The organism is Anaerotignum propionicum (assembly GCF_024461735.1).
Taxonomy (GTDB): domain Bacteria; phylum Bacillota; class Clostridia; order Lachnospirales; family Anaerotignaceae; genus Chakrabartyella.
The window spans coordinates 476,427-498,578 of sequence record NZ_JANGAD010000001.1 but is presented as its reverse complement, the minus strand read 5'-3'; the positions used below and the strand labels follow the sequence as shown (position 1 = coordinate 498,578).

Below are 22,152 nucleotides of genomic sequence, written 5' to 3'. Positions count from 1 at the left end.
TTTTATTCCTCCCTCATTTTTAGTAATGAAAATAGCGCTTCCCCTCCAGTAATCACAACAAAACGATTAAATCAATCCACCACAAAGCCATATTTTAATGGGTCATCGGGGTCAATCAGAAACTCGTTAATACCCGTTATAAAGGCTTTACCACTAATTTCGGGAATCACCGCTTTAAATTCCCCTACTTGTGTTTCCCCTATAATTCTTGCTTGAAACATCGTTCCAGTGATGCTTTCATAAACAAATTCTTCATTGACACCAATGCGTCCTTTGCTATATAGTGTTGCAATTTTTGCACTGGTTCCTGTTCCACATGGTGATCGGTCAAACTGTCCATCCCCAAAAACAACAACATTTTGTGCGGAAGCGCCCTCACTTTTTGCAGGTCCATAAAATTCAACTAAGTCTGCGGAATGAATATGCGTCAGTGTTGGGTGTTTAATTTCTATGGTTTTATTTACAATATCTCTAATCAACATTCCCAAGGCGCAGATTTTCTGAGCATTGGATGGACTGATTTCAATATTCACATCCTCTGCTTTCACAAGAATGAAGAAGCTCCCCCCAAAAGCAATATCAATGGCAACTTTTCCAATCTGAGGAACATCAATTTCTACATTCTCTTTATATAAAAACGATGGAACATTTGTAATTGTTGTTTCTTGGGCCCTCCCATCCTCCACTCTTACCTTCGCCTTAATTAAACCGGCGGGAGCTTCAAGGGTTACGTAGGTATAAGGTTCTTCAATAGGAACCATGCCCGTTTCAACAGCAACTGTTGCCGCACCAATTGAGCCATGACCGCACATATTTAGGTATCCACCTGCATCCATAAAGATAATGCCTAAATCTGCATCTGCCGATATGGGCTGGGTAATGATTGAGCCAAACATATCTTTGTGTCCCCTTGGTTCATGCATAATACTTGTGCGTAAATAATCTAAGTTTTCGTCTAAATATGCCTTTTTCTCCGACATTGTTTTTCCCGGTATCACCGGAACTCCACCTATTACAATTCTTGTAGGTTCGCCCATAGTATGAGAATCAATTGCATGAATTGCTCTAATGGCTTTCATAATCCCTCTTCTTCCTCTCTTATTCTAAGTCTGGAAAAACTGCAATCTTTTTACCATTTGTTTTATTGGAATCTTCAATTGGTTTGGCCTCATCTTCATTTACGACCAGTGGGACAATAGATGCCCATTGATTTATTTGGATTTATTTGGATTAGTTCTGTCTACCATTCTTGGCAAATTCCCATTTTATACATTCATAGCTTTGCTCTACCCTAAATCAGAGAATGAATCCCTCCGTCCAAACATTGATTTGGTGTTATTACTACAGGAATGTTTCTCATATCAATCAAATTTCTGGCACCTATATATCCACAGGGCTGATTGGGAAACACTGCAGTTTCATACATATTGCCAAGACCGGAAACAATCTTTACTAGGAGCACTCTGCTGGCATTTGGCCTAATCACATCATAGAATACATCGGTTGCATAGGGCTTATCTTCAATATTGTTCATTCCCATCCTTATCTCTTCCAAAACTCTATCCGCCATTTGATGAGCCGCTCGAATTCCCGTTGTGGTACGCCCCTCTCCATTCCGAAACAAAAAATCTATGTGGAGGATAATATGATTTTCTTCTGGCGTCCCCGCCTGATTATATCGAATACAATGATCCATATAGCCTTCTGATGATCCAATATTCGATGGTTGAAAACCGCTTACTTCCTCAATTCCAGTCAGCATAGCCGTTACGCCCGTTAAAAGACGAGTTTCACCATCCCCTAAATTTCCGCTTTTCTTACAAGCTATAGGCATGAAATCCAAATTCGAATGAATAAACTGATGATGCTCATTAGGTTTAATTATTCGGATATCCATCTCTTTTATTGGAGATTCATAGTGTATGAAGTTTTCTGCAATGTCTTTTCTAATTGTCAAAACGCCCCGTGAGATTTCTGTTTTTCTGCCAAATTGAATGTCTTGGATGGGGTAATTCTTACGTATTAACCGCCCTACCCTTTTCTCTTCTATTTCTATATCCTTACGGAGCTTGCCCATTTTTTCCAACTTGCGCTTAAGTAAAGCCACTGCCTTCATAGCATCATACTCATTTAAATTGTTGTCCCCTATAATGCAGGATTCATATCCAGAAGCATTTTTGTTAAAATCAATAATGGTTTCAACAAATTGGTTGGTACACACCAGACGTCCCTGTTGCCCTATGTAACTCATACCAACTGAGGGTATCCCTCTGATTCCTAACTGTTCAATCACATTTACAAAATCAATAAGGTGATTCCCCCATCCATCTATTGCTACAATTGCCCCATCAACCTTCATACAACTGGCAATATCTGCGGTTCTCTGTGCGGTGAACACTTTATCGTCATATCCTTCAGATACACCATTGACAATGATTCCACAAAAATCCAGTTGCTTATCCCCTCGCAACTGTTTCGTTATTGGGCAGTTAAAGTGATGCAGCGTGGTCATTTTTGTACTTGGCCCTAATCCCATAACACATCCCCTTGTACTTGCATTGATTATGAATAGAGTACAAATTTCCATCCGTACTCTATTCATTCATTACAAACGCAAATCGTTATACGTTATGTCTATACTCATAAGGGAGCACTTTTAAACCGTTGTAGCTAGGGCAATCCCTTACCCACTCCAAGGATTCCTTCAAAATGGCTGTCTGCATTGGAATGTTGTTAGGTGCACCTGCATTGGAACCAATGGGAACATGAGGCGCCGTAATCCTTGGTGCACCTTGCTGACGTGCGATAGGAGGCAGTGCGGCAATTACCACACAACTCATTCCCTCTGCTTCACAACAACGGGTAATAATGGTAGCGGAACGATGGCAAGTTCCGCAGCCACCTGTGCATACCACAATATCAACACCTTGCGCCGCTAATTTTTTCGCAATTTCGGGCCCGGTTTCATTACTGAATTTTTCAACATTTCCACCACCGCCCATGAAGGTGTATGTCTCTTTGGGAAGTGAGCCGATGAAGCCTTCTTCTAACAATTCATGAAGACGATCAATAGGAAACATGGCATTTATATCCTTGTTAATATCTGAATTGTCAAACCCACCATGGGTTACCATTAATTCTGAGGATGGTGTATCAAATTCAATGGTACGATAGGAGAAATCTCCAGAGGTATTAAATGGAGTCTGACTTTTTTTATGAATTCCTCCTGCAGTGATAAATGCCACTTTGCACTCATTAATTGGTTTCTTCAATTCAGTAAAAACGGGTTTTGGTGTCACCGGAACAAAGATTTCGGATTGCATTCCTTCAAGTGTTGTTAATTTCATGAAATTCTCCTCCTGTTATAACTTAAAATATTGTGTTTGTTATCAGCCACTTTGCTATATAAACGATACAGGAAGTTCTCTTTTCCCAATTACGTCCATACAGCTGAGATAAAACTCAACATCCTGCCCCACTTGCAGAAAAAGGGGTGTAAAAAACCAACGACGTGGAACGGCTACTGTGCCAAATCCATTTGTCATCTCAACTTTTCCTGCGGTGTCATTTACTTCGATCAGTTTTCCATTTATAAAACATGGTCTAATACAGTGATTTGTATTTAAATCAGAATGGTCATACTCAAATACATCCTCAACGACTTTGATATAGCTAAAATAGAATTGTAGTTCAAGACCAGCCTCTATTTCTGTTTCTCCTACAATCATGCTTTGGGGGACTTCCAATACACCAAGCCGTCCGTGCAAATGAATTTTGACCAAATTATTAGTTACCTCTTTTACCAATCCACCCATTAATACAGGATTGATTTGATATGTAGCGCTGCCCATTAGTGTAAAGTCCCATTATCGAGTAATTCTGTTTCAGGAAGCCCCATTAACTTGTTATTACTGTTAATGACATCGTTGCTCCATTTCTTTGGAGCAGGAAGAACCTCGACCCCTGCCATTTTATTTTTGAGCATCTGAATCGCCCGTACTGCCACCTCTTTTGTTACACAAGAGCAACCAGCAACGTTGTTCTCAAATCCGCCCATGTCCATATTTTCTTCAACCATAGCTGTTGCATACTCATTACCAACCACTAACTGCCCTTGATACGCACAGAAGGATACGCCTACCACTGGAATTCCACGCTTACCCGCCTGACCAATATGCTGAATAAAGTCAATATGGTTATTGCCGAAGCCTTCAGTGGTGATAATGCATCCATCAATATCTAGGCCTTCCAATAAAGAGCCGAGCCTCTCAGATACCCATAACTTTTCATCATTAACCTGAGGGGAACCAATGCAAACAACACCAATCAAATCTAATTCTTCATCCATTGCCAAGCCTTCTACCAAAGGTTCACGGATGTAATGACGTGTCATTTCTTTTGTTGCAGGCCCGATGCAAGTAAGTGCATGAATAGATCCATCTCTTACTTGGTTTGGTGTTAAGATGATAGGAACATTCCCACAGTCAACATTTTTCTGCCCGCCTTGAACACCACATGGTTCCATAGGGCACAGTACGTTATCATGCATAGCCCCTTGACCCATAATTTCTTTCACAAGTACCACACGAGGATTCCCTTTTCTTCTTACATCTTCGCAAACTTCTTCTCTTAAAACCTCACCATCATATTTCTTTAATTCATCTCGAATGGCCTGAATGATATAATCCTGGCATTTATGAGCGGCAAACGGACCCGGTCTGGTCATACCTGAAAGTCTCTTGATTACTGCATGACAACGAATGATAATATCATTCTCATCCGCACAACCCGGATGTCCAAAGTACATCTTCTCATCAAGAAATCCTTCAGAAGAGCCGAATTCATGCACTTGAACGCCATCCTCATCAACCCCTGTAAGCATAAATACCACGCCATCTGCCACTTTTGTAATGCCTTCCCCCAGCTCTCCCTCAATCTTTGTTGCAATAGGGCACACATCCATAATTGTTTCTGTATAAATGTGACGTTCCTCTGGTCTAATTACATCCAATTTCAGGCTGACGCATAATGGATCTTCTTCTGCTGCTTTTTTCACGATATTTTCGTCAATTGTGATCTTCCCATCTTTTATCGATGTTGTATTCCCTATTTCTGCATCAACAATTTTAATATGCTTTTTAATAAGTTTTCTGATTACATGCTTTTCGCCCTTGTTCTCTTGAACTGCCACAGTTGGCGGTACCTGCACCCCACCTGCAAGTGCTACACCCACAGGAATATCCAGAGACAAACCTTCTAACTTATCAATACTTACATGAATCATATCCGTTCCTCCTACATATGTACTTGAAGTCATTGTCCGTTCCTTTTCCTCTTTCACTGTTGCTGTAGGCACAGGCACTGTTTCAACCTGATTTACCTTATCCAACACAACCTTGGTGATGGGTGTCAGCGCCTCTACATCTGTTAATAATGTGCTTCCTAAAACCTGCTCAATGGTAAGTGCATTTTCACTTAACGTGAGCAACCCTGCATCAATCATATCCTCGAATAGTCCCGGATCCTCCAAATCCGCCGCTCCGATAACCGTTCCCTTCTCCCTACGACAACAAAAGATTGCCGGATCTTTTAAATGATGTTTTAATGTTTCCTGAGTAATTGACATTTGTTATCACACCCCTTTTTTATTTTTTTATCCTCTCAACTCATTCATAGAGTTGTAAAGTATCGTCCTTTATACTTCCAATCAAACGCCTACCAATTACAGCTTATACTTTTATTTTTCGAACCAACTTCATGTTCACCGCCCGCAAGGCACCATCGGTACAATGATAAACGGGTAGTTTTAACTGTGGTGCACAGGACATAACCGTATTAGAACAATCTGTACAATTACTAATCAGCAAAGCTTGCGCTCCATCTTTTTTTAATTTCAATACTTTTTCAACCTGACCTGGACATTTTCCGGGATTTTCGCACTTTCTTGTCCCGTTTTTGATTTCTATTGCTTGTTTGCAATACGCAACACCTACAACCTTTGAACCCATGCTTGCTGCAATTTCTTCTAACCGTTCTTTATTCCCGCCGCATGCACAAACCAAGAGTCCTATTTTCTCAGGCCCCTTCCAAAATTCCTCTGTTGCAATCAAACCACCTGTGGTTTTGATTATGGGGTCTGTGAGGTTTACTCTCTTTCCTGTAAATGGGCCGCCCATGATAATTTCTCCGTATTCCAAACCAATTCCACCAGCTTTTTTGAATACATCTCCTACGGACATACCAAGGGGTATATCCAGCATGACCTGGGTTAGTGCTCCCTTCAACTTCCCCCCAACGGTCATGTCTTTGTCTATCAGTGGTTTCTTATCCTCTACTGCCTCTCGAATACGCAATACTGTTTCCGCATTTATAACAATTGCTTTCCCTGCCATAGGAAGCTGATCTACCTCCAAAAGTATTCCTAGTACCTCCCTCACGATTGCTCTTTCTTCCCCCATGGGATACATATTGGGAAGGGTTGCAACAGCAATATTTGATTCGTTGATTGACATCTTTAAATCCTCAATTTCTTCTGTGTGAATGTCTTTTATTGCGATGATTCCTTTGTTTGCATTAACTATTTCCATTACAATTTTGAGCCCTTTAATTAAGTTATCTGCTTCTGTTGCGATGCGACGCATGTTATGGTCCAAAATCGGCTCACACTCAGCCGCATTTACAATAATCGTTCCGCCATTGTCAAATGGTTTTTGAAGCTTTGCATATGTAGGAAATCCTGCTCCACCAAGTCCCACCAAACCTGATTCCCGAATCAAATCCAAAGGAGCTTTTGACGTAAGCTTTACATACTCCTTCGATTGTGTTTCATCGGCTATAATACAGATAAGCTGTTCAGTAACTTCTCTCACTACTCCTGACACACTGGTAAAAACATTTGCCCCAAGTTGGTTTTCTGCTGCCTCTGCAATCAGCTGCCCCCGCAAAACTTTGTCTCCCTTTTGTACAATCGGTTTTGAAGGACCACCAATATGTTGTTTCAGTGGATATGTGTATACCCCTTCCATCCTCATCGCTCCCCCGCTTTTTGCATTTTTAAGTCGAAATATGATATGCTTTTCCCTTTGCGTCTGAAAAGCTATTCACGTATATTTAGAGTATATTTATAAAATAAATTTTTGTATAACGATTGTTCTTTCATTCAGTTAGTACAAACTTTCATACTTGACCGGATTGAAACATCCCACTACTTTTTGGTAAAATATAACTAGCGATTACGGATATTCCTACTTATAAAGGGACGATCCCTAAGCGCCTAACGAAAAGAAAAAGTTCTCCGCCTCTATCCGGAAGAGGAATGGATAAAAAAACATACACGATGTATAACACCTAGGATAAAATACCACTGACAATTCAGGAAAAGAAAATACCATGATTTTAAAACAACTCTCAAACTCTTTAAAATCAAAGCAAAGTGAAACACTGAAAAGGACTTATCTGTAAATTCTTAGATTTAAAGTCTATATTCTTTCATCTCTAAATCCTCAAAAAAAGAAATGTAAATAACTTAAAAAGGGTACCGCATTTTCTGAATAATGAAATCAAAAAATGCAGTACCCTGACTATGAAATTGAAATATTACATTGGTAATAATCAAGATTCCTCCCTTCTTGGAGACACAAGATAACGGGAATTCTGGTACGCTACAAAATTTATACAAAACATGAGTCATATAAATGTCCATATGATATTGCCGATTCCTTTGCTCATGTTTCGAACCAGCTGGGGGAAATCTTTGCGTTGGTTTAATAGATTCAATTATGCAAAGCCTCATTCTAAATTTATATCCTAGTGTTATGATTTTATCTGATTAGGCCAACCTCTTTTAGAAAGGTGTGTATTCATGGATCTCAATACTTATAAATTATTCAATATCGTAGCCGAGCACGAAAATATTTCTTACGCTGCTAATTTAACAAAATATACACAGTCTAGTGTAAGCCATACCATGAAAAGATTAGAAGAAGAATTGGGATTAAAGCTGTTTACAAGAGATAGATACGGTGTTCATTTGACAGCAGTTGGACATGAGCTGATTCCTAAGGTCAGAGAACTGCTAGCCACCCATGCACAGCTAGAGCAAATAATAAATGATATTAAAGGAATAGAATTCGGTACCATAAACATTGGAACCTTTTCAAGCATTGCCATCCACTGGTTGCCTAAAATATTAGAGGCTTACCATAATGAACACCCACAAATACAAATTCTCATAAAAGAAGGGGGTATCGAAGAGCTGTACTCTTGGGTGACGAACCGAGATGTAGATTTCTCTTTTTATAATTATTCACCAAGCCATACTATTGATTTTATACCAATTCAAAAAGATGATTATGTAGCGATTTTTCCAAAAGATTATCCCTTAGACAAAAATCTTGAGTCTTACCCTATAGACAACTTCAATGGAAAACCGTTTATTTTGTTTGACCCAAGTATTGAGCAAAACATACAAAAACTATTGGTGGAACAAAACGTATCCCCATGCATCCTTTGCTCCTCCAGAGAAGACTTTACCATTATGTCTATGGTTGAACATCATTTAGGTTTGAGCATCCTACCACGCCTAATTGTGGAACAAAGAAAAGAGCATCTACAAATACTTCCCTTATATCCTTCCTATCAAAGAATTCTAGGAATTGGAATTAAATCGTATAAGGATGCTTCTCCAGCTACAAGGAAATTTATTGATTTTGTAATGCATTATTTTAATAAAAATATATCCTTTCAGTAATGCTAGATTAGATGATTCCCGTACCTATTCTACATAATAAAAAAGAGTGGCAAGAAAATTTGTGAAGCTAAATTCTTGTCACTCTTTTTATGATTCTTTTTGTTTCGTTATAATCGTTTTCTTTTTGGCAATACATGAATTCCTTGACCCTCTACCTCCTCCAATGCTTCCGTTATGGCCTCATTATATGTTGGATGGGGTCTCACTGTCTTAAGCATATCATTCACTGTTAGCTTATTGGTAATCGCTATTGTAAACTCCCCCACCATATCCGTTGCTCTTGCACACATAAGCTGTGCACCCAAAATGACACCACTTTCTCCATGGCTGATGACTTTTATAAAGCCTCTCTCATCTTTAGAAATAAGGGTTTTGCCATTTCCGCTCATAATAAATTTGCCCACTTTTACCGGGATTTCCCCATTCTTTGCCTCCTCCTCCGTAATTCCTACTGAGGCTATTTCAGGGTTTGTATAAATACAACTGGGAATAACACTTAAATCTTCCGTTGAATTGCCACCACCCAGCCTATTGGCAATCCGAACGCCCTGGGCAATTGCATTGTGTGCCAGTTGTATATCACTAGATAAATCTCCAATTGCATATACACCTTTTATGCTTGTTTCAAAACCATCATCAACAGCAATCTTTTTTCCTGCCATTTCAATCGAAACACCCTCACCAAATAAACCACGGGTATTTGGTTCACGTCCCACGGCAAAAAGTACATACTGAGCTGAAACTTCCTTATTTTCACCATTTTCCTCAAAAAAGCATTTTAACCCCTCTTTCTCTTTTTCAATACTTTGTAAAAGAGAGGATGTAAAAACTTCAACACCCTGCTTTTTCAGTGTCATTTTTAAACTCTGAGCTATTTCCTTATCAAATTTGGAAATCAGTCTTGGTGCCGCTTCAATCAAAGTTATCTTTGTATGAAAAGAACTAAATACCTTAGCCATCTCCACACCAATGACACCACCGCCCACAATGACAAGGCTTTGGGGAACATCCGTAAGAAGAAACAAATCCTCGCTGTTTAATAGTCCGTCAATTTGACTTCCTTTTACTGGAATTTTAGATGGAACAGCCCCAGTGGCTAATATGATGCTTTTGGCTTGATATGTTTCAACCATATCATCTTGAGTAACGGTGACAGCTTTATCTTTTTCAAGCGTAGCTTTCCCCGTTATCATCGTCACACCGTTAGCTTTCAAAAGACTTGTAATTCCTTCCCGAAGTTTGAAACAAGTCTCCTCTTTGTATTCCATGATTTTGGAATAATCAAAAGATACATTCTCAGCAAAAATTCCAAATCTTTCTGCCTCTTTGATTTCTTTGTATAGATTAGCCCCATGAAGCATCGCCTTTGTAGGAATACAGCCTCGGTTTAAACAGGTTCCACCCACCTCCTTACATTCAACTATGGCGGTACGAAGACCAAGCTTTGCCCCTTGGATTGCAGCAACATAACCGCCGGGGCCCGCACCAATTACAATTAAATCAAATGTTTTTTCCATATGCATTCACCACCTTATTTTTAGCATTCATCAAAAGGATATCAGCTTATTATTATCAATCAATTACAGGATTAAATATCGCCTTTCTCATTAGGCCAATCATACTTAAGAATTGGATTTCTCGCCGCTTCAACCTCATTCAGCCTTGCAACAGGAGTTGAAATCGGTGCGGAATGAAATTGTTCTGGAGTTGTATGGGCTTCCTCGTATAAATCCCTCAGAATTTCAATCATATCATCCATAGTTTCCTTTGATTCCGTTTCCGTGGGTTCAAACATCAAGGCTTCATGAACAATAAGAGGGAAATACATAGTGGGCGGATGAATCCCTTTGTCAATCATCCCCTTTGCAATATCCAACGCAGACACGCCTGTTTCTTTTTTTAGCTTTTCTAAGCTTAAAACAAATTCATGCATACAGGTTTTATTGTAGGCAGGTGTGTACAAATCCTTGAGCTTTTGAAGCATATAATTGGCATTTAGCACTGCATTTTCACTGGCTTGCAAAACACCTTCTTTTCCCATGGTCATAAGATAAGTAAGGGCTCTCACCACTATCAAAAAATTTCCATAAAAGCTTTTCATTTCTCCGATGGAGCTTGCTGCTTTTACCAAGCGGAATCTTCCGTCCTTTTCTTCGCTGCGCACTGATGGCAAAAATTCCGAAAGAAATTTTTTGCAGCCAACGGGGCCACTTCCCGGACCACCGCCACCATGGGGAGTGGAAAAAGTCTTATGTAAATTTACATGAATTACATCAAACCCCATATCACCGGGTCTTGCAATTCCCATAATTGCATTTAGGTTTGCACCATCATAATAATTGATTCCTCCGCAATTATGTATGATTTCAGTTATCTCTAAGATATTCTTATCGAACAAGCCCAATGTATTGGGATTTGTCAGCATAAGCCCTGCAGTATCGCTTCCCACTGCCTCTTTCAGTTTCTCGACATCAACACCGCCGTCTTTATTGGATGGAACGGTTATCGTCTCAAAGCCTGCCATTGTTGCACTTGCCGGATTTGTTCCATGGGCAGAATCGGGAACAATAATCTTGGTTCTTTTTGTATCCCCATGTTTTTGGTGATACGCCTTCATCATCAAAAGTCCCGTTAGCTCTCCATGGGCACCGGCCCCAGGCTGCATGGTAAAGTGAGTCATCCCGGTTATTTCGCAGAGATATTTCTCCAGCAAATTCATCACTTCGAGACAGCCCTGCACCGTTTCTTCTGTCTGTAACGGATGAATTTCACTAAATCCACTGAGACCTGCCATTTCCTCATTTATTTTGGGGTTATACTTCATGGTACACGAGCCCAATGGATAAGCTCCATGATTTACGCCATATGCTTTCTCCCCAAGCTCACTATAATGCCTATTTAAATCAGTCTCTGCTATTTCAGGTAGCTGCAGCGGAAGTTTTCTTTGAAATTGTGGTGAGGGTAATACTTCAGGCACGTCGCATATAGGCAAAAAACTTGTTCCTCGTCCTTCTCTGCTTTTTTCAAAAACCAACATCTCTCACACCTCCTGCAATATAGCAATTAATTCGTCAATATCTTTTTTGCTGTTCATTTCCGTACAGCACCATAGAATGTTTCCTTCATTTTCTCCCCTCAATGGATATCCTCCTAATATTCCTTTGGATTCCAGAAGCAGCATTACCTCACTGACAGGTTTTGGGGATTCCGTCACAAACTCATTGAAAAACTCCTCTTTATTGACTAATTTATATCCTAATTCACTGAGTCTTTCTGCCAGATAATCCGCCTTTGACATACTCTGAACTGCCACCTCTCGAAGGCCTTTCTTGCCCATGGCAGAAAGATATGCTCCAGCAGCAAGAGCACATAATGCCTCATTAGAACAAATATTGCTGGATGACTTTTCCCTTCTGATGTGCTGTTCCCTTGCCTGCAATGTGAGCACATATCCTATTTTTCCATTAGAATCTTTTGTCTGCCCAACAATCCTACCGGGAAGCTTTCTCTTCATAGAATCCACTGTTGCCATAAACCCGAGATATGGGCCTCCGAAGCTCAGGGGTATCCCCAAAGGCTGACCTTCTCCTACAGCAATATCTGCGCCGTATTCTCTGGGTGTTTTTGCAATTCCAAGGGAAATGGGATTTACACCCATTATGTATTTTGCTCCCGCATTATGAGCCAGTTCACCTATTTTTTCTCCATCTTCAAAGCTTCCATAAAAATTGGGCTGTTGAATATACACACATGCGGTAGATGAGTCAATTTTCTTTTCTATAAATGATATATCTGTCACGCCATTTTTTTCAGGAACAATGATTAGCTCTATTTTTTTACCGTAGCAATAGGTATGAACGGTTTCCAATACAAATGGATTTACGGTTTTTGAAATAAAGACCTTTGACCGTTTTCTTTCCTGGCACATCATGATGCTCTCGGCGGCCGCTGTAGCTCCATCATACACCGATGCATTGGAAGCATCCATCCCCGTCAAATCGCAAATCATTGTTTGATATTCAAAGATGGACTGCAAAATTCCCTGGCTGAGCTCAGGCTGATAGGGGGTATATGCCGTTAAAAGGCTCTCTTTAGAAATAACGCTTTTTACAATTGCAGGAATAAAATGTCTATATGACCCTGCCCCTCTGAAAATAGAGGTAAAAACTTTATTTTTATTTGCAAGGCCCATCATGTTTCTGCGTACTTCCAGTTCCGACATACCCTTGGGTAAACAAAGTTCCTCTTTCAGCCTTACCTGCTGGGGTATATCTTCAAAAAGCTCTTTTACAGAATGCAAGCCAAACGTCGACAGCATTTCTCGCCTTTCCAAATCTGTTGAAGGAACATAGCTTCCCATTGTTGCACCTCCATTCTACGCTTCTTCTTGAATGCTTTCCACAAATGCCTTATATTCTTCGGCACTCAAAAGCTCACCTTTTTCCGTAATTTTGTCAAATTTTACCAACCACGCATCATAAGCATCTTGGTTTATTTTCTCCGGTGCATCTAAAAGTTCTTCATTGATTGCACTTACCCTGCCACCCACAGGGGTATAAATGTCGGAGACTGCCTTGACAGATTCTACATCTGCGAAAGAGCCGTCAACCCCCACCTCATCACCAATCTCGGGCAGATTGACAAAAACAATATCCCCTAACGCTGACTGGGCGTAGTCTGTTAGCCCCACTACCGCACTTTCCCCATCAAATTTAATCCATTCATGAAATTTTGAATAAAATAAATCGTTTAATATTTTCATTCTCTCTCCTCCTTATTATGCTTCAGTGGTTCGCTTATAAAATGGCAGGGCAACAACCTCCGCTTTTATTTTTCCATTTCTTGTCATGACCTCCACAACCGTTCCAATGGCGCACTTTTGATTCAATAGTGCTATAGCACCGGAATAACCCAAAAAAGGAAAATGAGTTCCTGATGTTGTCTGCCCAATCTCCGTATCATCCAAATAAACAGAAGCATTTTCACGAATAATACCTCTGCTAATAGCCTTAAGACCTACCCGAACCCTACTGTTTTCTTCATTATGTAGCATAGCAGTTTTTCCGATAAAGTCCTCTTTCGCCATCTTAACGGCAAAACGGAGACCACATTCTAATGGCGAAGTTTCGCTGTTCAGTTCATGCCCATACAGTGGCATTGCAGCCTCAAGACGCAGTGTATCTCTCGCACCCAGTCCACAAGGAATCAACCCATCCTCCTTTCCCGTTTCCAATAACAAATTCCACAGTTTTTCTGCATCATCCCCATCAAGATAAACTTCTACACCATCTTCCCCTGTATATCCTGTTCTTGAAATAACACAATTAATACCAGAGATATTTCCATCAAACACAGCAGTATAATATTTCTCAGGAATACTTTTGCTGTCTGCCACCCTCCTTAAAATATCAATAGATTTGGGGCCTTGAAGAGCGATCTGCGCCACTTTATCCGAAATGTCAGTAAAAGCAACATCTCCAAATTGATGTGCAAGCATCCATTCATAATCCTTATCCTTATTTGCGGCATTCACCACGATAAAATAATCGTTTTCGCCTCTCTTATAGACGATTAAATCATCCACCGTCCCGCCGTTTTCGTTGCACATTGGGCTGTATCTTGCCTGACCATCAGTCATATTAGAAAAATCATTTGTAAGCATATACTGAAGATTGGCAAGGGCATCCTTGCCAGTACACAGTATTTCTCCCATGTGGGAGACATCGAAAAGACCCGCCTTTGTACGAACTGCCATGTGTTCCGCAATGACACCGCAATACTGAACAGGTAGGGTAAAGTTCGCAAAATCAACCATTTTGCCCTTTGCATTCATATGTGCATGATATAGAGGTGTTTTTTTTCCCATTTGCGATTCTCCTTTACAAATTATTTTTTACTTCTACATTTTTCTTTTTTTCTTTTTGTAAAAAAAAAAGAGACTATTGCAAATATTCCTTTTGAATACTTACATTAGTCTCTGTCCTTTTTAACCTGAAAGATTAGTACCGAAAACGCTTTCACAATCTTCGGTAATTACTTCTTCGGTACAACTCAATTGTTGTTCTCCAGAGTATCGTCAAAATTCAATCCTTTTACCTGAGAGTTTTTCCCCTTCGGTGCTGCATAACAGTCTCTCTTGAATTCATCATCCATTTTTTATTAAATTTTCTATATAATACCATTTATTTCAATATAATGCAATACTTTTTCTAAAAAGTATATGACTTTTTATTAATACATTTAAATTATTTGAATTACCTGAACTTTAAATGAAAAAGTAGCAATTACATCATTTTTTCTGCAACACAAAAGCAATAAAATTCAGATATTTACCACCGCCAGCTTCCATCGTCTTACGGTCATTCACTGCAATCGCATTTTCTTGATTCAGCCAATCTCCCCAAAGCTCATCGTTATCACCCTTCATTTCATAAATTGAAACAACATCTGCATCCTGACTATGGCTCAATATTTCCCTCCAATAAGTAATATCGTGCAGGTACGCAAGCTGCTCCGGTGTCCATGAAAGGAGCAATTCCTTTGGTAGATTATCATGACAATCCTTTTTCATGCCGGGAACACATACGTAAAGATAACCACCGCTTTTAACAAATGGTAGCAGCTTTGCATCTAAATATTCCTGGTCACGCCCCCAGAAATTGTAGGAATCTGTACTTACCACTGCATCGAAAAATTCCTTCTCAAAAGGCAAGGCAGTTGCATCAGCCTTAACAGGGGTGATTTGTTCAGGGGTTACCCCCATTTCATAAAAAAATTTACAGTTTTCATGAGGTTCACTCCACAAATCAGCAGCGTAAACCTTGAACCCATAATCCTTTGCTAACATAACGCTTGTAAGTCCTTGCCCGCTGCCCAAGTCACAAACTACACTGCCAGCAGGAATTTTATGGTCTTCCAGCATTTCTTCTTGGAGCTTAAATGGGTTAGGTCCCATGATTTTAGCCAGTAATTGTGGGGTGTTATAATTTTGGCTCTTTGGATATCCCATCGTTATCTCTCCTTCTCTACATTTCTTATAATATAATATACTTTCATTATATATCCCTATTTTTATAAAAGCTCCCTACAAAACAGTTCAGAAATAAAAAAGCGACATGGTCCATTTATACCATGTCACTTTTGCAAACTAAATATTATTTTTCATAATAGACAATATTTTATAGACGGTTTTTGGGGATAAAAAATATTTATTGGCTATCGTTTTAACCGTCATGCCACATTTATATTCTTTAAAAATATCAGCGTTTCGCTGAATATATTGTTGTTTGCTATGTTTTAGCTCTCCCCACGCCTTTTTATTCTCGTCTTTCCTTGGAATATAAAGGTATTCACCATCTATATGTTGCTGAATTGCCGCAATTAAATTTTCCGGTAATACGCAACTTGCATTTTTATAGCCCATTTATGCACCCTCCTAAATCGTTTCATAGGATTTGGCAAGGACTATCCATATTTGAATTATGCGACAGCCCTCGCTACGCACAATGCCGACTCCAATGCTCCTCTGATAAGACAATGCCCCTTTCATAATATCTATTGTTATTATCTAATATAAGTATATCAATTGCCCTATTTCCTGTCAAGACAGCGGCATCTTATATCTCTGCCATTATTGACAATTTATGCAGACTGAATTGGAATGTTTCCCTTCTAGTTGCAATCCCCGGAATTCTCAAAATATTTCCCCAAAAATAGTAATGAGAATCTTTAAATAAAGGCATCGTCTTTTTTCTATTCATAATTAATTTTTGTTATTTAACCATTATCTTTATTCATATAACTAATGTATTCTTCAAGACAGATGTTTTGATTATATATTTCAGTTGCCACCTTTTCACCCACATAGCGATAGTGCCATGGTTCTTGGGATACTCCTGTTATATCAGTTTTCTTTGCAGGATAACGCTGAATAAATCCGTAACGATGGGCATTCTTGGCAAGCCAATCATAAACATCACTGCCCTTTGAATAAATACCATCTGCATTAATATCCACTGCAATTCCCAATTCATGCTCACTGGTACCGGGTATGGCCACCCAAAGCTCTGCTTCTTTTTTGGCTTCTTTGGAGGATAGCCCCTGTGCCTTAAAGACTGAAATTTTTTCATTATAGATACTTTGTTGCGCCTCTTGGGTTCGATATCCCGATGCAACAATGGGATATATTCCTTTTTTTCTTGCATCATCAAACATTGCTTGCAAATATGGATATATGCGTTCATCTACAAACTGTCCCTTTCCAACTTCAGTAAGTTCCATCTTCGGTTGCTTGAGAATAGGATTCCATTTGTTAACCAAAACCAAGCTCCAAGCTTCCTCAGTTCTGTTTACCGCTTCAACTTGAAATAGCCTATGGTAGGTATTTACTACATTTCGTCTGTTGAATTCCGTGTGGCCGATTAGGCCAATATAAATAAAAAATAAGAGCATAAAAATGAGCCTTAGCCTATTCTTTCTCTTTTGATTTCGTCTTGATTTTCTTTTCACAGAAATCCCTCCTTGATTTATTACAAAATAAAGCACTCCTGTTTAACACAAAAATTGTATCTTAAACAAGGGTGCTGATTTTTTGTTCTATCAAAAGAATTTCTGATTTTTATATACGTAAATCCTTACAAATTACCTACGAAAGAGGCAGTGTAACTACAAATTCCACTAATTCATCTTTACTATATGCAGTAATTGATCCTCGATGTAGGGAAATAATTTCTTTTGCAATAGCCAGTCCCAAACCTGCACCTCCATTATTGGTGCCTCTGGCTGTATCAAGCCGATAAAACTGTTCAAAAACCCTATCAAGCTTTTCTTTTTCAATGGTATTTCCATGATTCAAAAACGCAATCATTGTTTCGGTGCTGTTCTGAGTTACAGTAATTTCAATTGTAGTATTGGCAAAACTATAAAACACAGCATTTCTAAGCAAATTATCAAATACTCGTTGTAGTTTGTTTGCATCACATTTTGTATGAACAGTTGTAGAGACGTTTAATTTGCATTCCAAATTCTTATCCGAAAGCATTGGCTTAAATTCAAATACAAGTTGCTCTAGCAATCGAGTCAAATTCACATTGCTATATTGTAGTTCAATATTGGAAAGGTTAAATCTTGTGATTTCAAAAAATTCATTGATTAATTCCTCCAAGCGCTCTGCTTTATTCAAAGAAATTGACAGATATTTTTCTCTAAGCTTATCAGAAATTTGATTTTCATCAAGAAGCAGTGTAAGGTAACCAATGACTGAGGTAAGGGGTGTTTTCAAATCATGGGCTAAATAAACAATCAAGTCATTTTTTCTTTGCTCTGCTTCTTTTGCAAGCTGTGCATTACGCAGTGCCATTTCTCTCACCTGATTCAGCTCATCTTGAACACTTTTTAAGTCATTGGGTAGAATTATTTGCTGGTCGGTGGGTGAAGCTAGTTTTTCGGATGCTGCAATCATATGATCCAGATAGTAAAGTGGTTTTTTCACAAAGTGATAGGTGATAAAAACCCAGCTTGCAATAATGGGTATTCCCAAAAAAATATAGCGGTAGCTTTCTATGAATTTTAAAAAAATATAAAGAGGGTCATCTTGAACCCATAGAAAGCCTTTAAGCAGATCATAAGCGATAAATGCAACAAAAAGAAAACCGATCACAATTGCGGCAAATGATACAAAACATTGGAATGCAATTTTTCTACTAAGTTGGCTTTTATAATTTGATTGTGAACTTGGCGTATTATTCAATGGTGTAGCCAACCCCCCATACAGTTTTAATGAATTTTGGATTTTTAGCAGGTTCTTTTAATTTTTCTCTTAGTCTTCCAATATGCGCCATGACCGTATTGTTATTATCCAGATATTTTTCTCCCCAGACTGCTTCAAAAAGTTCCTCAGAAGAGATCACCTTGCCTCGATTTTCACATAGATACCAAAGAATAGAAAACTCAATTGGAGTTAAAGAAACTTCTTTATTAAACAACCTACACCTATGGGTACTTTTATTAATCATCAATCCGTTAAAATCAAACTCATCATTTACTATATCCGAATTCCCTTTGGTGTTACCATTATATTTGACGTAACGGCGTAACTGTGTTTTTACCCTTGCTACAACCTCCAACGGATTAAATGGCTTTGTGATATAATCATCCGCCCCTATGGTAAGCCCCATAATTTTATCAGTATCTTCAACCTTTGCTGTCAGCATAATAATTGGATAAAAATATTTTTGTCTTATTTTCTGGCATATACGAAATCCATCTATATCAGGAAGCATAACATCCAAAACAGCTAAGTCAAGTTTTGTAGCCTCAATACACTTCAGAGCTTCTAGCCCATTATAATATTTATATACGGTATAACCATCATTTTTAAGATAAACCTCAAGCAAGTCAGCTATTTCCTTTTCATCATCTACAATTAAAATTGTTTCTTTCATATAAGTTTTTATACCCCCTTCATAACTAGACGCTGCCTGCATCATATTTTAAAACCATAGTTATGTTTCGTCAATTTATGTAGTTACTTTTCAGCCGGTAGATGAATGCAGTCCGAACCTATAATCACTTGTTCCAAGAAATAAAGGTGCGGACTGCTTATTCTGCTGAAATCTTTTTCGAGAAAATCAACTTTTCCCTTTCACAATTTTATAATACGTACTTGCTGTTACAAAGTAACTTAGGATATAAAACACTGTAAAAACAGCAATGATACCAAGGGCACATAACAAAATCAAATTCGTATTATAAAGGTTTAATGCATAAAGCAACCGAATGGTGATTTTCAACCCCATCATCGTATGAAGTATTGCAACAACCAAAGGTAAGCCAAAAACCAGCATAATCTGTCTGTGAATTGTAGACTTTACATCATCATCACTCAAACCTACTTGCTGCATAATGATAAAATTCTGCTTATCTTCTATTCCTTCTGAAATTTGTTTATAATACATAATCAATAATAAACAAATGGTAAAAATCAGCCCAAAAAACACACCAATAAATAATAAGCCTCCATCCATAGACTTTACATCATAGCCCCAATCAATGATATTCTTACTGGTATAAAATCCTGGCATCTGCGCACAAGCTTTATCTAAATCATCCAAAAGTGCTTCTTTGTTACTTATTTCCCCATCCATGTTAAACCATACAGAATAATATGGATTTGCGGTATCTCCATGAAAGGTTTTTGCCATTTCCTCCATGCTCTTATAATCCTTTAATACAAAATACACTTTACCAGAAGAATAATTGTTTCTCTCTTTTGTATCAAAGCGGAGGGAATTCAATTCTTTTTTCACACGATATTCCTTACCATTCACAATGGCTGAATCATATTTAAAATCATCTGTATTTGAATAGACTAGTATTTCATTATCCTCTAATGTCATATTTTGAGATTCAATACTATTAAAATCTGATAGCGACAATAATCTAATGGAGCTTTCATTATCTCCTGTGTCTTCTCTTAAAATCGAAAATATATTTTCTCTTTCATCTAGTGTAACAACAAAATAGGGAAACTCAATTTTATCTGCTATTTTAACCTGATTCTCCTCTGCAAGCCTTGATAATTCTGAATTAAAATGGTTTTCATCAGCCATTTTATCATATTCAAAAATATAATTGGCATCAAGAGGGTAATTAAATCGAATAGCAGATTTTTCACCTAGGGTCAATGAAACTGTACACAGCAAAGTAATAATCACCATGGTACTGAAAATACAAATATTTACTAGACTTGCGGCACTTTTTTTCATTCGATAAATCATGCCCGAAACCGTAATATAATTACTTTTTTTATAGTAGAATTTTTTATTCTTTCTAAGGGTTCTTAACAGCACAATACTTCCTGATGTAAACAAAAAATAGGTGCCAATGACAACCAACAAAACTGCTAAGAAAAAGTTAACAAAAATCATGCTGTTGATCTCAGAAACAACCGCAATATAATATCCGCTGCCTAAGAATACTATTCCAAGTAAAGCAAGAATCCAGATATGCTTGGGTTCTTTCTCACCTTTTTGGGGATCCCTAAGCAAATCACTAGGATTCGCCCGTGTCACTTGAAATAAATTCGTTCCCAAATTAAGAAATGACACCACTCCAAAAAAAGCAAAGGTTAATAGAAAACTTTCAACTGGCATAGTAAATGTAATATCTATGGGCAGCCCACTGGCATTAAGCAATATTAAAAACGATAGCTTTGCGAACACCACTGCCGTTATTAACCCAATTATCATAGAAATCATATAGATAAAAAAAGTTTCTAAAAACATCATAATGGCAATATGCTTTTTTTCCAACCCTAAAATGCTATAAAGCCCAATTTCCTTTTTACGTCTCTTAATTAAAAAACTGTTTGTATAGAATAAAAATGGAATTAAAATGAAACCCAATAACACATTGCCTATTTGTAAAAGCAGCCAAACATATTCTGCGTGGGGTACATTTTTAAGAAACTCATTATTAATTATGCAGTTAAAGATAAAGAAAATACAAACGGAAAAAGCTGATGTTAATATATAAGGAAAGTAGACAATACCATTTTTTCTTATTCCTGTAAATGCCATCTTCGGCAAGATAATCCCTTTATTCATGCTCTTCAACTCCTTCAGTCTGAAGTACTGTTAAAGTGTCAGAAATCTTATGATACATTTCATCATCCGAGGAATTCCCTCGATAGACTTGATGAAACAAATTTCCGTCTTTTATAAAAATCACTCTTCCAGCGCATTTGGCCGCTTGCATGCTATGGGTAACCATTACAATTGTCTGCCCAAGCTTATTAATATCTGAAAACATATTTAAAAGGCTGGTTGCTGATTTGGAATCCAAGGCCCCCGTGGGCTCATCAGCAAGTATAAGCTTCGGCTGTGTGATTAATGCTCTGGCAACTGCTGCTCTTTGCTTCTGCCCCCCTGAAACTTCATAAGGATATTTTTGTAATAATGCAGTAATTTCCAATTGCTTTGCCAAGGGACTTAGACGTTCCTCCATTTCACCAAATGATTTTCCTTGTAGTACCAAAGGTAAAAATATATTATCCTGCAAAGAAAAAGTATCTAATAGGTTAAAATCTTGAAATACAAAACCAAGGTTATCTCTTCGAAATGCACATAGCTCTTTGTTTTTAATTTTGGAGAAAGATTTCTTATCCAGTAATATCTCACCCTCTGTAGGCTTATCCAGAGATGCCAATAAATTAAGCAAAGTTGTCTTACCGGATCCAGATTCCCCCATGATTGCAACGTATTCTCCTTTTTCCACGGAAAAACTAACGTTCTCTAATGCTTTCACTTGATTTCCACCAAATCTTGTGGTATATACTTTTTTAAGATTTTTAACTTCTAAAAATGCCATGAAATAAATCATCTCTTCTCTTTTAAATTTTTATA

Annotated in this window: 19 protein-coding genes and 1 riboswitch; of the genes, 1 reads left to right on the top strand and 18 read right to left on the bottom strand. The window is 38.2% G+C overall.

The annotated features are described in order from the left end of the window. Positions 1–71 precede the first annotated feature (71 nt). The 6 genes from NE558_RS02535 to prdC form a co-directional block, all read right to left on the bottom strand. Positions 72–1,079, bottom strand: a complete 1,008-nt coding sequence (locus NE558_RS02535) for a proline racemase (protein WP_256148338.1) — start codon at positions 1,077–1,079, stop codon at positions 72–74. Between the two features lie 212 nt (positions 1,080–1,291). Continuing rightward, positions 1,292–2,536: a glycine/sarcosine/betaine reductase component B subunit gene (locus NE558_RS02530; RefSeq protein WP_256148337.1), complete on the bottom strand. Its 1,245-nt coding sequence runs from the start codon at positions 2,534–2,536 to the stop codon at positions 1,292–1,294. 85 nt (positions 2,537–2,621) lie between these two features. After that, a complete protein-coding gene (gene prdB / locus NE558_RS02525; protein WP_256148336.1) occupies positions 2,622–3,347 on the bottom strand; it encodes a D-proline reductase (dithiol) protein PrdB in 726 nt (241 codons plus the stop codon). A gap of 54 nt (positions 3,348–3,401) precedes the next feature. Further along, positions 3,402–3,851 carry a CBO2463/CBO2479 domain-containing protein gene (locus NE558_RS02520; protein WP_256148335.1) on the bottom strand — a complete coding sequence of 150 codons (450 nt, stop codon included), beginning with the start codon at positions 3,849–3,851 and terminating at the stop codon, positions 3,402–3,404. After that, complete coding sequence (gene prdA, locus NE558_RS02515) at positions 3,851–5,626, bottom strand: D-proline reductase (dithiol) proprotein PrdA (protein ID WP_256148334.1); 1,776 nt, start codon at positions 5,624–5,626, stop codon at positions 3,851–3,853. Before prdA ends, NE558_RS02520 begins: the two co-directional genes overlap by 1 nt. A 103-nt stretch (positions 5,627–5,729) precedes the next feature. Further along, positions 5,730–7,025 (bottom strand): proline reductase-associated electron transfer protein PrdC, encoded by a 1,296-nt coding sequence (gene prdC / locus NE558_RS02510; protein ID WP_256148333.1) that lies wholly within the window; start codon positions 7,023–7,025, stop codon positions 5,730–5,732. An 836-nt stretch (positions 7,026–7,861) separates the two neighbouring features. On the opposite strand from prdC, the gene NE558_RS02505 reads away from it, so the two are divergent. Next, a complete protein-coding gene (locus NE558_RS02505; RefSeq protein ID WP_256148332.1) occupies positions 7,862–8,749 on the top strand; it encodes a LysR family transcriptional regulator in 888 nt (295 codons plus the stop codon). Between the two features lie 107 nt (positions 8,750–8,856). Here NE558_RS02505 and lpdA read toward each other — a convergent pair whose 3' ends face one another. The 12 genes from lpdA to NE558_RS02445 all read right to left on the bottom strand — a co-directional run bounded on the left by lpdA (position 8,857) and on the right by NE558_RS02445 (position 22,117). Continuing rightward, on the bottom strand, positions 8,857–10,266 hold the full coding sequence (gene lpdA / locus NE558_RS02500; RefSeq protein WP_256148331.1) for a dihydrolipoyl dehydrogenase: 1,410 nt from the start codon (positions 10,264–10,266) through the stop codon (positions 8,857–8,859). A gap of 71 nt (positions 10,267–10,337) precedes the next feature. Then, on the bottom strand, positions 10,338–11,786 hold the full coding sequence (gcvPB, locus tag NE558_RS02495; protein ID WP_256148330.1) for an aminomethyl-transferring glycine dehydrogenase subunit GcvPB: 1,449 nt from the start codon (positions 11,784–11,786) through the stop codon (positions 10,338–10,340). Positions 11,787–11,789: 3 nt separating this feature from the next. Beyond that, the gene (gene gcvPA / locus NE558_RS02490; protein ID WP_256148329.1) at positions 11,790–13,109 is read right to left on the bottom strand and encodes an aminomethyl-transferring glycine dehydrogenase subunit GcvPA; all 1,320 of its coding nucleotides are present in this window, start codon (positions 13,107–13,109) and stop codon (positions 11,790–11,792) included. Positions 13,110–13,124: 15 nt separating this feature from the next. Beyond that, on the bottom strand, positions 13,125–13,511 hold the full coding sequence (gene gcvH / locus NE558_RS02485; protein WP_256148328.1) for a glycine cleavage system protein GcvH: 387 nt from the start codon (positions 13,509–13,511) through the stop codon (positions 13,125–13,127). A gap of 15 nt (positions 13,512–13,526) precedes the next feature. After that, on the bottom strand, positions 13,527–14,615 hold the full coding sequence (gene gcvT, locus NE558_RS02480) for a glycine cleavage system aminomethyltransferase GcvT (protein WP_256148327.1): 1,089 nt from the start codon (positions 14,613–14,615) through the stop codon (positions 13,527–13,529). Positions 14,616–14,823: 208 nt separating this feature from the next. Beyond that, a riboswitch (glycine riboswitch) is annotated at positions 14,824–14,898 on the bottom strand. A 140-nt stretch (positions 14,899–15,038) separates the two neighbouring features. Continuing rightward, positions 15,039–15,758, bottom strand: a complete 720-nt coding sequence (locus NE558_RS02475; RefSeq protein ID WP_256148326.1) for an SAM-dependent methyltransferase — start codon at positions 15,756–15,758, stop codon at positions 15,039–15,041. 138 nt (positions 15,759–15,896) lie between these two features. After that, positions 15,897–16,172, bottom strand: a complete 276-nt coding sequence (locus NE558_RS02470) for a CD3324 family protein (RefSeq protein ID WP_256148325.1) — start codon at positions 16,170–16,172, stop codon at positions 15,897–15,899. A gap of 353 nt (positions 16,173–16,525) precedes the next feature. Beyond that, complete coding sequence (locus NE558_RS02465) at positions 16,526–17,257, bottom strand: M15 family metallopeptidase (protein ID WP_334303596.1); 732 nt, start codon at positions 17,255–17,257, stop codon at positions 16,526–16,528. Positions 17,258–17,393: 136 nt separating this feature from the next. Further along, positions 17,394–18,509: a sensor histidine kinase gene (locus NE558_RS14720; RefSeq protein ID WP_420314580.1), complete on the bottom strand. Its 1,116-nt coding sequence runs from the start codon at positions 18,507–18,509 to the stop codon at positions 17,394–17,396. Beyond that, complete coding sequence (gene vanR, locus NE558_RS02455; RefSeq protein WP_256148324.1) at positions 18,490–19,191, bottom strand: VanR-ABDEGLN family response regulator transcription factor; 702 nt, start codon at positions 19,189–19,191, stop codon at positions 18,490–18,492. The genes NE558_RS14720 and vanR overlap by 20 nt, the downstream gene beginning before the upstream one ends. A gap of 186 nt (positions 19,192–19,377) precedes the next feature. Beyond that, positions 19,378–21,354, bottom strand: a complete 1,977-nt coding sequence (locus NE558_RS02450; protein WP_256148323.1) for an ABC transporter permease — start codon at positions 21,352–21,354, stop codon at positions 19,378–19,380. Then, the gene (locus tag NE558_RS02445; protein WP_256148322.1) at positions 21,347–22,117 is read right to left on the bottom strand and encodes an ABC transporter ATP-binding protein; all 771 of its coding nucleotides are present in this window, start codon (positions 22,115–22,117) and stop codon (positions 21,347–21,349) included. Before NE558_RS02445 ends, NE558_RS02450 begins: the two co-directional genes overlap by 8 nt. Between the last annotated feature and the right edge of the window lie 35 nt (positions 22,118–22,152).